This window comes from Bradyrhizobium sp. McL0616 (assembly GCF_049993385.1).
Lineage (GTDB): Bacteria > Pseudomonadota > Alphaproteobacteria > Rhizobiales > Xanthobacteraceae > Bradyrhizobium.
The window spans coordinates 6,652,085-6,666,891 of sequence record NZ_CP188255.1; the positions used below are offsets into that span (position 1 = coordinate 6,652,085).

Consider the following 14,807-nt stretch of genomic DNA (forward strand, 5'->3'; position numbering starts at 1 on the left):
CACAGCGGCCGCGAAGCGTCATCCTTCTGATTCCCGTTGCGTTTGGACGCGAAATTAGCAAATGCACGCCCGTGTCCGGCAGCTTCTTCGGCCCGAGCAAACACAAAATCGTCACGCTTCAAATCGATCCGACGCGCGGTACAAACGACGATTCTCCATGCGCACGCCCGCGCGAATTAACGGCAAGTCTTGGTCCATACCGCATTCCATAATCGCCCATTACGCGCCAATCAGGAGGCGACGGCTTCGCCACCGGACTACACCGATTTGTGAACTACCTGGACTTGCGAGCACCCTTCTCGTTGGTATTCTAGAAACCTGTATAGTGTAGCTTTCGAAGCCACTCAGTAATTTTCGACTATGTCCGCAGGGCTCGGAGTCGAAGATTTAAGCCCCAGAAGCGTATCCCTAACATCACAGGTCGATCAAGGCATGCCGTCGCTTTTGCGGGCGGCTCCGCGATTTCGACTCCGAACGATGACAACGCCAGGAGCGTTGCCGCGGGTACGCCGTTGCGTCTGCAACCCCGATGACCGCGCTTCCGCTCCTTGCACCGACTGGAGGAAGAGCCATGACAATCAAGTCCCGGAGCTGGCGGATTCGACCTACCCGAATCGCTCAACCCAGTTACCCCTATTATGCAGTGTTTTTTACAGATCACGAGGGCCGTGAAGACTTACACTTTTTTGAACGGCTCTTATTGGCCGAGCATTTGTTCTTCAAATTAGCAACTGGCATTCTAAAAGGCGAAAACTTCTTTGACGTCGACGAAGACTTAGTTTCGATACCATTCATTCAGATGTTTGGCGTCGATACTGATGATCGTAGAATCGTGCGCAAAGCGATTGAAGACGGTGCAGCACATCAACTTTATTGCTCGATTCCCGGTGCCGGCAACGAAATCTTCGTCGAACATTTATTTCGTAGTCTGAATTGAGCGAGCCAACAATGTGCCCTGAAACAATCAGAGGTCCGCTGCCTATCCTTCGTAGCAATCACCTCGGCGTCCACCGCGTCCCGATTGACTCCTTGAAACCGATAGAGCCGGTCCTACGGCGCCACCCCAAAAAGCAGATGGAAGTTTTGCAGCGCGGGCTGGAGCGATTTGGCCAGATCATTCCGATCCCAGTTACGCCTGAGAGTCAGATCATCGATTTGGAGTTGGTCTGGCGGGCCCTCAAAGCGAATGGCGCCAGCCATGTCGATGTTACGTTCGTCCACGACAGGTCGCCGGCAGAGGTCAAAGCGCTCCGTTTAGCGCTCAATCGAACCGCGCAGGATGCGGTGTGGGATGACCAAAATCTGCGAGCTGTTCTTGAAGAGCTGATTTCTATCGACTTCGAGCTCGATCTCACGGGCTTTCCTGCGCCGGAGATAGACCAGAGATTGAACCTTGATCTACCTCAAGCCAATGTCGAGGAGAACGGCAGCGACATCCCATACGTGGAGGAAATCGCGATCTCAGCGCCGGGAACGATCTGGGTGCTAGGAAAGCATCGGATCGGTTGTGGCGACGCAACCGATCCGATCTTCGTCAACAGGGTTCTCGACGGTCGCTTGGCTGATGTCTGCTTTATCGACGCACCCTATAATCTGAAGGTCAACGGCTTTATTTCAGGGAAAGGCAAGCTCCGCCATCGTGAATTCGTGCAGGGCGCGGGCGAACTCACCGACGACGCGTTCTTCGACTTCTTGCGCCAGTCACTTGAGGTGCTGCGTACGTCCAGTAGACCGCAGGCACTGATCTATTCCTGCATCGACTGGCGACATGTTACGGAGATGAACGTGGCCGCACGTTTGTGCGGCATGCCGCTCTACAACATCTGCGTTTGGGTTAAGCCCAACGGCGGGATGGGCGGAATTTATCGTAATGCCCATGAATTTGTCTGTGTGTACCTCGCCGGCGCAGCACGTCCGCTAGATAATGTTGAACTTGGCCGGCATGGGCGTAACCGGACCAATGTTTGGTCATCGTATGGCGGCATGTCGTCGTTCGGCAAGGACCGTGACGAACTGTTAGGCTCGCACCCAACGGTCAAGCCAGTCGCGATGATCGGGGACGCCTTACGAGATGTCACAAAACGCGGCGGCCTGGTGCTGGACACATTCCTCGGATCGGGTTCAACGCTGATGGCCGCACACGAAACCGGTCGTATCTGCTGTGGGGTCGAGTTGGACCCCCTTTATGTCGATCTCGCCGTCCGCCGCTGGCAGAATGCCACCGGTCGTGACGCGATCTCCGTCGAAACCGGCGAGACCTTCAATGCAACCGTCCGCCGGCGGTTAGCGGCACCGTCGGAGTCCAGTGATGGCGCGTGAACCAGACGACGAAGACGTCGGTTACCGGCGGCCCCCCAAGCGCAGCCGGTTTCAGAAGGGACAGAGCGGTAATCCGCGGGGCCGACCGAAATCCAAGACCAGCTTCAAATCGGACCTCGCTGCGGAATTGCGGGAAAAGCTCGTCCTCACTGAGAACGGCAAGGAACGCAGAATTACCAAGCAGCGTGCTTTCATCAAGACCCTGACGGCAGCGGCCATCAAGAAGGACATTCGCGCAGTCAGCGCGCTGCTAGCATGCATGCGGCTATTTGGCGTTGATGACGACTCATCGCCCGCTTCCGAACGGGTCGACCTCGATGACCTTGAGCTGCTCGAGACCTACGTCACGCAACAACGCAAACAACAGGGGGCAGGCACCATGGAAAAGAAATCTTCAAAGGGTGGTCGCTCCTCGAGAGCGAAGGAGTAGACATGCCGAACCACATGAAATCCATCACGATTGAACTTGCTCGCTCTCAATTTCGTCAGTTCGTCCCGTATGCCTTTAAAAAAGTGCATGACAAAAAATTGGGCGATCAACCTTACGTAATGCACATGTGTCACGTCATCGAGGACCTGATTTCTGGCCATAGTAAGCGCCTGCTGATTAACCTCCCCCCGCAACATCTGAAAAGTTTCGTGGGAACAATCTGCCTAGCGGCCTATCGTCTAGGCACGAACCCGCAGCTACGAATTCTGCTGGTCGCGTACAATGACGACTTTGCGTCCGCACTATGCGACAAGATCCGCGACATGATGCGGACCAGCTGGTATCGCGCGATGTTTGCGACGCGCATTAAGGAAGGCCATTCCCGAGCGAACGATTTCCAGACGACGGAAGGGGGCGGTATATTTGCGATCGCCGCCACCGGCGCTGTGACAGGCCGGACCGCCGACTTCATTATTTACGACGACCCGCACGAAATCAGCGACTGGAACAACGAACGAAAGTTGAATTTAGTTCGTAACAACTTCAACACCATCCTCTCACGCCTCAACAACAAGATCGACGGCCCAGTACTGGTCATTGCCCACCGCATCAGCGCCAGTGACCTGTCCGCTGATCTTCTGCAAGAGAGTGGCTGGACTTACCTTCGTTTACCGCTCGTCGCTCCCAAAAGGCGCAAATATGATCTCGGTCATGACCAGTGGGTGCGCGAGAAGGGCGACATCCTTCAACCGAATGCCTACTCTCAAGCGGAGATAGAACGGCTGAAACGGACACAGCTCGCTCCGCCATTCGGTTTATTCCATCAGCAGGATCTCGACCCACGAGCATCATTTACTCCGTGCCCGGAGCACTTTGCCTTCTTTGAACAGCGCGAGGCTCCGATCGCTCCGGTTGTCCTCAGCATCGACCCTGGTCAGAGCGGCGGCAGCAACGCTAGTCGCAGCGTAATCCAAGCGTGGAAATTCGGCGGAGGGCGTTATTATGTTCTCGATCAGTTTTGTGATCATTGCGATTTTATGCAGCTGCAAAAGGAGTTCTGGCGTTTCGTGAAACGCAATAATCCGAGCGTCGCCCTCATCGAGAAAACGGCAAACGGTCCGGCCCTCTACGCCGCGATTCGCAAGAAAGTTCGCTTCGAGATCAAGCTGATCATACCTCGCGAGTCGAAAGCTAATCGTCTCGCTCGGCATCATCCCAAAATACGCGCCAAGAAAATTTGCTTTCCCGCAGACGCAGTCTGGCGCGAGCCGCTCATCGACGAAATAGTCGGATTCCCAGGAGAATTCGACGATCAGGTCGACGCCCTGACGCAATATCTTGATTTCATGGATACGAAGCCCATACTCCCCATACAACCACCACGTGAACATGGAATCGGAATCGCACTCGGTTCTCACTACCCACGTTGGTAAATGCTCCGCTGTAAGCAGCTACAGAATAAACTAGCCATTCAACACTGACTTGCCCCCTACCCCGCACCAGTTGTGCATGGCGGCCTCCGCGGCGAAGGCTGACCGTCACTAAAAAACTAAGCCTTTACGTTCAGCAGGTTCGTGACCGTAACGGCGCAATAAGAGCCACAAGATTGCTCCGAATTCGCTCGACTTCAGCAGCCAGCAGAGCGTCACTGTCCCCTGAAGTTAGGAGGACAACGTAGGGCCAGACCTTGTTTTCAACGATGCCGTTCGCGCCCATCGCCTCCATTAAATTCAGGCTTTCGCAGGACCGAAGCTAGGTTTCGGCCGCTCTCGCCCGGCCCTTAACGCCGGGCCTCTGTCAGTAGCAGCACGTCGCTGATACGATGGAGAGCCAGATGACCACACGCACAGCGAAGCCGAAATTGGAATTCCCGAAGGCACGAACAAGCCTACCGCCTCCCAAGACTGGCAAGCCCGCTAAGGCGCCCCCTCCGCCCAAGAAGATGGCGTCGAAGCCAACGGGCGCGCCTGTCCGTCCCTCCAAACAAGAGACCGTCCTGGGCCTGCTGCGCCAACCCGGGGGCACAACCATTACTGCAATCATGAAGGCCACGGATTGGCAGCAGCACTCCGTCCGAGGCTTCTTCGCCGGGGTGGTCAAAAAGAAGCTTAAACTGAATCTGGCCTCGGAGAAGGTAGATGGCACCCGTCTCTATCGGATCGCCAAGGCGGGTGCAGCCTCGTGAAATCCCAGCTCAGTTCAATTGAAGCCGATCCAGCCGTTGAGGCAGAGCTGGATCGGCTGCCGACATTGCCCATTGTCGAACTCCGAAAGCGCTACCGCGAACTGCTCCGGACTCAACCGCCAAAGGCCTTCGGTCCGGACCTCCTGCGCCGCAGCATTGCCCACACGATCCAGGAGAAGTCCTATGGTGGCCTCCCCCCGGTGACGCGGCGGTTACTCAACCAGCTGGTAAAGACGGCCTCAGCGAGGCCCAACGGTCGCCTAGAGTTGCCGCGGCGGATCAAGCCGGGCTCTGAGCTGGTGCGGACCTGGAATCGACGGATCTACCGTGTGACGGTGATGGCCGAGGGCTTTACCTTCGAAGGCAAGACTTTTGCCAGCCTTTCCGAGATCGCCACCGCCATCACTGGCACCCGATGGAACGGCCCCCGGTTCTTCGGTCTGCGCGAGGCAGCCGGACGGAAGGGCACCGATGGCAAGTGACACCAAGCTCCTTCGCTGCGCCATTTATACCCGCAAATCCACCGAGCATGGCCTCGAGCAGGAGTTCAACTCGCTGGACGCTCAGCGGGAGGCCTGCGAAGCTTTCATCAAGAGCCAGGCATTTGCAGGCTGGCGAGTCCTGCCCCAGCAATACAACGACCCGGCTTACTCCGGAGGCAACCTAGATCGCCCCGCCCTCAAAAGACTCATAATGGACGTTGAGGCAGGCAAGGTCGACGTGGTGGTGGTCTACAAGATCGACCGTCTGACCCGTTCGCTCGCCGACTTCGCGAAGCTGGTCGACGCCTTTGACGTCAAATCAGTCTCGTTCGTTGCGGTGACACAACAGTTCAACACCACGACGTCCATGGGTCGGTTGACGCTCAATGTCCTCTTGTCCTTTGCTCAGTTTGAACGGGAGCTGTCGGCCGAGCGAGTCCGCGATAAGGTCGCCGCCAGCCGGCGCAAGGGCAAATGGACGGGGGGGAGCGTGCCGCTCGGCTACGATGCCGAGAATAAGAAGCTCATCATCAATAAAGCCGAGGCCGAGACGGTTCGGACGATCTTCGGACTTTATCTGGAGGTGGGCTCTTTCAGCAAGCTGGTGGCCGAACTTGATCGACGGAAGATCGTCACCAAGCGCCGCAACTCAAAGGTCTTAAAATACCGCGGCGGCATACCTTTCACCTACGGTCCCCTCGCCTATTTCCTCAAGAACAGGATCTACATTGGGGAAACCCATCACGGCGGCAAATGGTTCAAAGGAGAGCATGCCGCACTCCTCGACCGGCGAACATTCGATCGCGCCCAGGATCTACTTAAGTTCAACACCGTAAAGCGGAAGGTTAAGTTTTCTGAAAGCGGCGCCCTGCTCGGAGGCAAGCTCTTCGACGACAAGGGTAATCGCATGGGTCCGAGCTTTTCCAGCAAGAGTGGCGTGCGCTACCGCTTCTATGTCAGCGTGGCGTTGCGAGGGCGGAAGCACGAGGCCGGCTCTGTTAGCCGGATATCGGCTCCGGAGATCGAAGGTCTCGTCAAGGCCGCGCTCAGCGAAAAGCTGCAGGCACCAAAGGAAGAGGTTATCGAACGGATCGATACGATCACCGTATCGAACGGCCTTATTCGTGTGACGCTGAAGCAGCTAAAAGGGAAACAACGTTCAATCGAGATTCCCTGGACACCCAAGCCCCAAGGCGATGCTCAAGTGGCCGCTACGTTCGGGTCGAAGCCCGACCACAAGCTTGTGAAATCGATTATCAGGGCCCACGCTTGGCTCGACGACCTGTCTGCCGGGCACCACGCCTCCATCGAAGATCTCGCCTCCGCCGCAGACCTGCATCCAAAAGTAATCCGCCAGGGACTGCGGCTGGCGTTTCTACCCCCACTCCTGACGCGGGCTATCCTGGAAGGCGAAGCAATGTTTGAGCTAAAGCATATCCCAAAACTCCTGCCCTTGTCCTGGAGGCAACAGCACCGAGCCGTCGGATGAATGGCCCGCCGGATGTTATGGAACTTCTGATCAAACTTCGAGAACTGGTGCCCAGGAAAGAGATTGTCGTCCCGCCCGCACAACAGAAGCAAAATCAAGTACTTATGGCCGCCGCGTATTGGCGCTTTGTACCAAGCAAATGTGTCAATGGCAACTGACGTGGTGGAAATTCACCCCTCCTTGAGAAACGTCGCGAGCGCCGAGTTTCGTGAGGCATTTGCGATCACCCGCCGCCTTCCGCCTCGCAGCGCCGACGCCAGCCCGGAAACCAGAACCTTTCAGCGCCATGCTGCGATCCACAAAAGAAATCGACGATGGCAAAGGCCTACCGGGATCTGGAGGGTCGGAGCGAGACGAGGCTGGCCGACGTCGTCGGCGTCGACCTCCGGCGCATCAAGGCCGACTCGGAATTGTCTCTGCCAGTACCGGCGGCGGCTGAAGGACACGGTCGCGGCCGGAGACTTCGTCGCCTCCGGGATTCGCGCTGGCGCCAGCCATAGCCTGAGGAAAATGACCCGGACATGGCAGCGTTGCCATAAAAGTGTGCCGCCCGCACCGCGGATCGCGGATGGTCCGACGCAATCGGTCTGACCTCGAGCAAGTAGGTCTTGTGACCTTGGACAATCCGCCGCTGAGCGAGGCAAACCGCACGCGTTAGTTGTTCGCGAGCGTCCGGCCGCGGCGCGCCCCCCTTTTGCAGCGAAATGCTGATCACCCTGGGATAGATGTCCCGCATCACTTTTTGGGGTAGAAGGTTTTCAGCGTCGCCGTCGGCCCTTTTTCGCCTGTTATAGCGGCCTCTTTCGTAACAGCCACGATTCTGATGTGGAATCCCCTCGGGGAAACTCCCTCGATTATGATTTTGCCTTCGGCGTTTGCTGCGGGAAGCGGCTCTGCCTTGTGCTGCAGCATCACTGCGTAGACTTCATCAAGGACTTGTTCTTCCGTCAAATGGTCCGGAAACATCGTAGAGTCTTTTGTCTCTCTTACTCTGCCCTCGGCGTCGATGAACGTCACCTTTCCTCCAGCCGCGTCAGCGATCTCAACTCTTATCTGGTAGGTCTTGTCGACACCTGGTGCGCCTGGTCTCTTAAGCACCTTGACTTCTTTCGCCCTGGCTTTTGATCCGCGCGCCTTTGAGTGAAACCCGCCCTCCACGTCCCCCTCGAAGACGTGCTTAATTGCAGGGTAGTCGGAAAACACCTCTTTTGCGCTGTGGCCAGGGATGGACGTAATGGGGGAAACGGCGTGCGTGGGGGCACCCGGCACTTTTGGCTTCACAGGGTCGTTGGCGTAGCGTTGGCGGGCGCCCTTGCCGCGATCTATGGCCCCGACGCGGCGCCGGGTGCGGCCGGCCGCCGACGCGATTTCCTCCTCGGTGGTCGGAGCCGTCCGCGAATATCCGGTCTTCGACTGCGAACCGGACGGGCGGGCTTTCGCTGCCTCAGTGGATTCGGCCTTCTTGACTGCATCGAGCCAGGCTTCGGTTTGCTGCTGGGCGTTTGCGATCGTCTCCCGCTCGACCGAGGTGAGACCCGCTGCGACTTCCTGTCGCCAGAGTTTAAATGGAGGACTTACCGTCGCATGAATAAGTCTGAGTCCATCCATGCCAAGACGCCCCCAGTTGTAGTATTCAACGATCCCCTCGGCGACGTCCCAGGCCTCCAGGAATCGCCGTCCGAGCGCAGTCCTGGCGATCACGTCGCGATTGGCACTGATGAACAGCGTTCCGGCATTGATCGCAAAGGCAATGGTGTCAGCCCATCCCAATATGCCGCCTGCCCCTATTCCGCCCAATCCGACCGTGGCACCCATAACAGACACCGCCTTGATCTTGCCCAGGGTGTCTTCTTTTTGCTGATTGAAGAAATCTATCAACCTGATTGCCGGCACGGTTACTGTAGATCCCCCTTTGTCGAACAACCTGATAATCACCGGCTCATCGGGCTCGAGCGTGATGCCATTGAATACTGCAGACTCACCGTATCGTTGATAAAGGCTCGATCGCTCTCGCGTGAATTCCGGGCTCCTTAAGCCGGTGCTTGAGTCATAGAACACCTTGACCTTGCCATTCGGGAGCAACTCGGCGTGTATAGTGGCCGTGGAATCCCAACCAGTTGCCAGAGGAAAAATCGCCGGATCGCTAATGGCTTTCGTAACATCAGCAGCAGTGGGCGGTAGGGCTGTCTTTGCTTTGGCTAGGAGAATACGATCTGCTTGAAGCCTTTCAAATCCCGTCACATCTCCCGTTATCAAGGCTTCATAAAGCACATCCAGCATGGCTCGCCCTGCATCGCTGGCTGCGAACGTTTCAAGTCTGTCAGGGGATTGCAGGGCAATAAAACGGGAGGCGATATCGTCCTCAATAGAACTATCTTGACGGACCGTTTTGACAACGTCTCTGTAGCGCTTACTTGCGACATACTCATTTAACGCATCGGCACGCTTACGTGCGTACATGACTGCCAGATTTTCCGGCACATCGGGATCACGTAGTTGCGCAATCTTATATATTTCCGCTGGACTCGACTTCCATTTGGCAAAGAGGATCTTGTCCGCTTGCAGCTTTTCATAAGCTGTGACGTGCCCCGTCATCATTGCATCATAAAGAACGTCCAGCATCTCTCTGCCGGCTTCTGTGGAAGCAAATTTCTCGAGCTGGGCTAAAGACTGCGACTCGATAAAATCGGCAGACACGTTGTCATCAAGCTCCTGGGCTTTCGAAAAACGGATCACCTCAATGACATGCTGATAAGGGGAAGGATGCGTGGAAACGTACTCTTTCAGGTCGCGTACCCTGTCATCTGTCAAATCCTTGTCTGAGTCACGTTGCATAACTGCCAACGAGGCCGTGAACGCACTCGATTGCTGCACGACATGCGTCAGCTCATGGGCAATCAACCGCCGTCCCTCGTGATTCCTTGGTGCGAACTGACCCGCACCAAACACCATACGGTGGCCTACCGTGTAGGCACGGGCCCGCACGTCCCGCGCCGATTGCTCAGCAGCCGCGCCGGTATGTACCCGCACCCCGGAAAAGTCGTGGCCGAAGCGCTGCCCCATATCCTGCTGTAGCGTCGGGTCCAGCGGTTGGCCAGGACCAGCAAAGCCGCTCTCTACGCCGGCCGGTACTGTACCTACCTGCCCGGCCTCTTGCCCCATATTGCGCTGGATGGGCGGCGGTGCGCTGCTTACGTCGGGATGCGCGGGCCTGGCCAATACTTGATCGGCAACGCGATCCGCCTCACGCTCAAGCGGATCATTGGTCCGCCCGACCACGAGCTTAGCCTGAATTGGGAGACGTGGCGCCGGAAACGGGGACGGCATTTGAGTTCGCCCCAGATGGCCGGGGGAAAATACCGGGATTTTGCTGAAATCCCACGAAAGCGCCGCCTCTCGGCCGGTCACGCGAGTACCATCGTCCTCGTTTTCCCGCGCGCCGGGCACATTCGCGCGCTTCGCCAAAAGCCCGGGCGGCGCAAGGTTGCAGATTGTGTGCTGGAGCAGTTGGGCCTGATTAACTACAGACCGGCCAGGCCGTTGTGCCTCGAGCGTCGCGCGTCGTAATTCGATTGACTTTGTCTTTGGCTTTACGACCGGCGGTGCAAACATATTCACACCTTCTTAGCAAAGCCTGGCGGCTGTTAAGCATTGCCGTCCTGAGGGCTTTAGCTTCCAATTCTCATCGATCAGATCTTGCCAAGCTTCAATCAAAAAAATACGGCGTTTTTTTCGTCCCCGTCAACTTCCGAAGGTCACCCGAGATCGTCCCTCCGACTGTCTCTGCGGCGAGGCATTTAGTGCATCATACGAAAGAACGCTCGGACGTCAGGCCGCGTTTGATCAAGTCCATAATGTTCAAGCCGGTGAACGGCCCGCGTTTGACTCGAGTGATCAATTGTCGATCACGATCAACCGGCTGTGCATTGCCCGAACGCTGGCAATCGCCCGTTCGGCGAGCACACCGGTTTTGGCGCGGGCGGTTCTTCAACAGCCCATCCCTGATGAACGGAACCATGAGCCCACGGCTCCCACTGTGCCCGAAAGGCATCATAGTGGCGACACAGCGATTTCTGAACTGTTGCCACATGACCACCGACTCGGCGCGCCGATCTTCGATCCACCATGGAGTTTGCTGTTAGCGGTGCGATCAGATTTTTTCAGTGCCGCGGCCGCGCCCGATCATTTCGCGCGCAATCTTCACCATGGCCTTGACTCCGCCCTATAGTTGCAATCTAATTTCTTTTGATCAGTGAGCCTAAAGTTTATTCCGAGAGTGCCTGCCGGTTTGCCGTGAGGTGACCCGTTGGCGCGGAAACTGCATACCCGTTGCGCACGAAGCGATGGAATGTGGGGTGTCGTCTGATGCCGATCACACCGACTTTCCCAGGGATCTACATCCAAGAGGCGCCTAGCTCGTCGCACACTGTTATCGCGGCGTCGACCAACACGGCCGTCTTCATAGGATACACGCATCCCTTGAAGACCGACCCAAGTTTATTCGGCAAGGCGACCGAGATCTTCGGCTTCATGGACTATCAGCGCCAGTTCGGCGGCTTCGTGCGGAGCGCGGCGTTCGCCAACCAAGCCTACGACGTTAATGACGCTGACGATAACGTCGGCGACCTGGCCACGGCTGTGAACCAGTTTTTCCTGAACGGCGGCCTAACCGCCTACATCGTCGCTCTTCAAGTCAGCGCCGACACCTCTCCCCCGGGAGCGCTCGAAGGCGCGACGATAACTGTAGGCGGCGTCAGCTTCGTTCAACGCGAAATCACAGATCAGATTTACACCCTAAAGGTACAGGTCAGCCCGGTCGGGACCACGAACGGCGTCGCGGACGTCATCATCACCTACAGCGGCGCGAACTCGGCGCTGCCCAGCCTCAAACCGCCGGTGCAGGTCGAAACCTATCGGCAGGTGAACTTGACTGCGAACGACCCCAACAATATCGCCACTCGGATCAACGCGGCCTCGAGTCTGGTTAGGATCCCGACGGCGACAACGCTGCCTGCAAGTTTCACCGCCGATCAAGAACCGTTCCTGCCCCTGCTGGACCAGAACGCGACTTTCTTCAATCCGACCGACTTCATTGCGGTTCTGCAGCAGGACACCAGTTTGGACAAGATCCCGGTGATCAATCTGATGGTGTTGCCGGGCGTGACCGAATCTCTGGTGATCAGCACCGCGATCGCCTTTTGCGAGCGCAAGCTGGCGTTCCTGATCCTGGATCCCAAGGTCACGGACTCTGCCGACGGATCACTGCTGCCGGCCTTCCCCGACCTCGTGGAAAAGACGGTCGGCGATCCGTCCCAGCCGCGCAGCAAAAACGCTGCGCTCTATTTCCCTTATCTGCTCTCTTCCGACCCTGTGAGCGGCAACACGAAGAATCTCGTCACCGCAACGCCCTACGAAATCCCGCCGGCAGCGACTGTTGCCGGGATCTTTGCGGCGACGGACATTTCCCGCGGAGTCTGGAAGGCCCCGGCCGGCTTCCAGGCCGGGACCAAAAACACGCTCGGCGTCGTCGAGCGCGGCAAGATGACCGACGCGCGCCAGGGCGTCCTGAACCCGTTGGCTGTCAACTGCCTGCGCGACTTCCCCAATGTCGGAACCATCGTTTTTGGCTCGCGCACCTTGGATACGACCGAACAGCAGTGGACGTATGTGCCGGTCCGGCGGATGGCGCTTTTCCTGGAGCAGACCTTCTACGCCAGCCTCAAATGGGTGATTTTCGAACCCAATGACGAGCCCCTGTGGTCGGCAATTAGGATGAGCCTCAACGCCTTCATGCTTGGGCTCTTCAAGCAGGGCGCCTTTCAGGGCTCGACGCCGAGTGAGGCGTTCAATGTCCAATGCGACAACCAGACCACGACTCAGGCCGATATCGACGCCGGCGTGGTCAACATCGTGGTCTCTTTCGCGCCGTTGAAGCCGGCGGAGTTTGTCATCATCACCATCGCCCAATTGGCCGGGCAGACTCAGACCAGCTAACCGTCCTACCGATCGGCGCAAAGAGTAAGAGGGAGAGAGACCTTGCCTCCTATCTTCCCCGTGAATATAGCGCGCTTGGACCCATACAAGTCCTACGCCTTCCAGGTATTCTTCGGCCAGAACACCACAGCTGTCGCGGCGGTCAGCAAAATTTCGGCGCTGAAGCGTTCGTCGGATGTGATCGAGTACCGTGAAGGCGGCAACAAGATCATCCTGAAGGGTCTTGGCCGGACCAAGTACGAGCCGATCACGCTCGAGCGCGGCATCACCCAGGACCCCGACTTCATCACCTGGGCCGATGCCGCTCAAAGGCTCGATCAGGGCCACGCCGCGACGTCGCTGGCCAACCTGCGCCGCGAGGTTCGGCTGCAGCTAATGAACGAGGATGGCCAGCCGGTGCACGGATACATCATCCACCGCTGCTGGGTGTCCGAGTTCCAGGCCCTGCCCGATCTCGACGCCGGAGCGAACGCGATCGCGGTTGAGCACATTAAGTTGGAGAACGAGGGCTGGGAGGTCGATCCGTCGGTCGTCGAGGTCACGGAGACCTGACGTGGCCCCCACCCGGAAAAAATCGTTTGGTGGACTCGGCGTCATGCGCTCCGAGTTGCCGCTGAGCGGCCTCACCATCACCCTGCGCGAACCGACGGGCGCCGACGACGTGCTGTTCGCCGAGTACCGGGGCGACGATCCTCATCTCGTACTGCGGCTGGTCGAACGCCTAGCCGAGGCCGAGGCGGACGTCGACTGGGGCGACTTGGCGGTGATCGATATCGACACGCTGATCTTGCGCCTGCGCCAAGCGGTTGTCGGGGATCAAGTGAGTTCGCACGTCGACTGCGGCGGCTGCGGCGGGCGGGCAGAGCTGTCGTTTGGCATCGAGACCTATCTCGGTCATCATCGACCTCACCAAGGACCGCTCGAGAAGCGGAACTGGGGCGTCTCGGGGCCCGATGACGCTGGCTGGCGCCGACTGACGGGCGCCGGCGGAATTCAACCCCGCTTTCGCGTGCCCACACTCAACGATCAGATCGCAGTGGCTGACGCACAAGACCCACCACTTGCCCTGGCGCAGCGCTGCGTCGAGCCTTATCCGCTTCCCACGAAGCTCGCCGCCCGCGTCGAGACGGCGCTGGGCACCTACGCCCCGCCGCTCGCCGGACCGCTGCGCGGTTATTGCCCGGACTGCGGCGCGGCGATCGAAGCGCGTTTCGAAGCGCGGCAATACTGCTTCCAGGAGCTTAGCTACCGCGCGCGGTTCGTTTATGACGACGTCGGCACCTTGGCCGGGCGATACCACTGGTCCGAACGGGCGATATTAGCGATGCCATACGCGCGGCGAGCGCAATATGTCGAGCGCGCCCGGCGTCAGGAGAGATGACCGTATGACCCGTTCGTCCTATTTCAAGGAGATTGCCCCCACAGCTGGCCCATCGCCATCCGCGGCACTAGCGCCCGTTCCACCACTGTTCCGGCCAGGGGGCGTGCCCCCGGCCTTTCTCGAGGTCGAAACGCTGAATGCGCCGCCCCGCGAGACCGTCGAGATGCGTTCGAGCGCAGCGCCTCCTGCGGCGCATGATCAAGCTCAGCCCCCGGCGCTGGGCACGATCCAGGCCACGATCGCCGGCGCGGGGCGACAAGATCAATTCCCGCCGCCTGGACGTGGGCAGCGCATGGGTCGGGATGAGATCCGCGACGCCCAGCCGATCAACGCCCCGTCCGCCTTGAGGCCGCCTACGACCCAAGTGGCGCAGCACGCAGCGACCACCGCGACAGGCGCCGTCGCACCTCGGCCGACGAGCGAACCCGAACAACACCGGCCCACCCTGCGCGAAGAGGCTTACGCAGCCAGCGCGTCGCAGAGCGTCGTGCCACTCCTTACGCCACCGGTGTCGCCGCCAGCGCCTG

12 protein-coding genes are annotated in these 14,807 nt (G+C 58.4%); 11 read left to right on the forward strand and 1 reads right to left on the reverse strand.

The window, feature by feature from the left end:
* Positions 1-571: 571 nt before the first annotated feature.
* From ACPPVR_RS31975 to ACPPVR_RS32005, 7 genes are all read left to right on the forward strand, one after another.
* On the forward strand, positions 572-937 hold the full coding sequence (locus tag ACPPVR_RS31975; protein WP_426610515.1) for a hypothetical protein: 366 nt from the start codon (positions 572-574) through the stop codon (positions 935-937).
* Between the two features lie 137 nt (positions 938-1,074).
* Positions 1,075-2,319 carry a DNA modification methylase gene (locus ACPPVR_RS31980; RefSeq protein WP_426610516.1) on the forward strand — a complete coding sequence of 415 codons (1,245 nt, stop codon included), beginning with the start codon at positions 1,075-1,077 and terminating at the stop codon, positions 2,317-2,319.
* Complete coding sequence (locus tag ACPPVR_RS31985) at positions 2,309-2,749, forward strand: DUF5681 domain-containing protein (protein ID WP_426610517.1); 441 nt, start codon at positions 2,309-2,311, stop codon at positions 2,747-2,749. Before ACPPVR_RS31980 ends, ACPPVR_RS31985 begins: the two co-directional genes overlap by 11 nt.
* A gap of 2 nt (positions 2,750-2,751) precedes the next feature.
* Positions 2,752-4,182, forward strand: a complete 1,431-nt coding sequence (locus tag ACPPVR_RS31990) for a hypothetical protein (protein ID WP_426610518.1) — start codon at positions 2,752-2,754, stop codon at positions 4,180-4,182.
* A gap of 401 nt (positions 4,183-4,583) precedes the next feature.
* Positions 4,584-4,934, forward strand: a complete 351-nt coding sequence (locus ACPPVR_RS31995; protein ID WP_426610519.1) for a DUF3489 domain-containing protein — start codon at positions 4,584-4,586, stop codon at positions 4,932-4,934.
* Positions 4,931-5,416 carry a DUF2924 domain-containing protein gene (locus ACPPVR_RS32000; protein WP_426610520.1) on the forward strand — a complete coding sequence of 162 codons (486 nt, stop codon included), beginning with the start codon at positions 4,931-4,933 and terminating at the stop codon, positions 5,414-5,416. Before ACPPVR_RS31995 ends, ACPPVR_RS32000 begins: the two co-directional genes overlap by 4 nt.
* Positions 5,406-6,905 carry a recombinase family protein gene (locus ACPPVR_RS32005; protein ID WP_426610521.1) on the forward strand — a complete coding sequence of 500 codons (1,500 nt, stop codon included), beginning with the start codon at positions 5,406-5,408 and terminating at the stop codon, positions 6,903-6,905. Before ACPPVR_RS32000 ends, ACPPVR_RS32005 begins: the two co-directional genes overlap by 11 nt.
* A gap of 735 nt (positions 6,906-7,640) precedes the next feature.
* On the opposite strand, the gene ACPPVR_RS32010 is transcribed toward ACPPVR_RS32005, so the two are convergent.
* Positions 7,641-10,517 carry an eCIS core domain-containing protein gene (locus ACPPVR_RS32010; protein ID WP_426610522.1) on the reverse strand — a complete coding sequence of 959 codons (2,877 nt, stop codon included), beginning with the start codon at positions 10,515-10,517 and terminating at the stop codon, positions 7,641-7,643.
* Between the two features lie 286 nt (positions 10,518-10,803).
* Here ACPPVR_RS32010 and ACPPVR_RS32015 point away from each other — a divergent pair, with 286 nt between their 5' ends.
* From ACPPVR_RS32015 to ACPPVR_RS32030, 4 genes are all read left to right on the forward strand, one after another.
* Complete coding sequence (locus ACPPVR_RS32015) at positions 10,804-11,133, forward strand: hypothetical protein (protein WP_426610523.1); 330 nt, start codon at positions 10,804-10,806, stop codon at positions 11,131-11,133.
* Between the two features lie 137 nt (positions 11,134-11,270).
* Complete coding sequence (locus ACPPVR_RS32020; RefSeq protein WP_426610524.1) at positions 11,271-12,899, forward strand: phage tail sheath family protein; 1,629 nt, start codon at positions 11,271-11,273, stop codon at positions 12,897-12,899.
* A gap of 75 nt (positions 12,900-12,974) precedes the next feature.
* A complete protein-coding gene (locus ACPPVR_RS32025) occupies positions 12,975-13,451 on the forward strand; it encodes a phage tail protein (protein ID WP_426610525.1) in 477 nt (158 codons plus the stop codon).
* 1 nt (position 13,452) lies between these two features.
* Positions 13,453-14,280: a hypothetical protein gene (locus ACPPVR_RS32030; RefSeq protein WP_426610526.1), complete on the forward strand. Its 828-nt coding sequence runs from the start codon at positions 13,453-13,455 to the stop codon at positions 14,278-14,280.
* Positions 14,281-14,807: the final 527 nt, after the last annotated feature.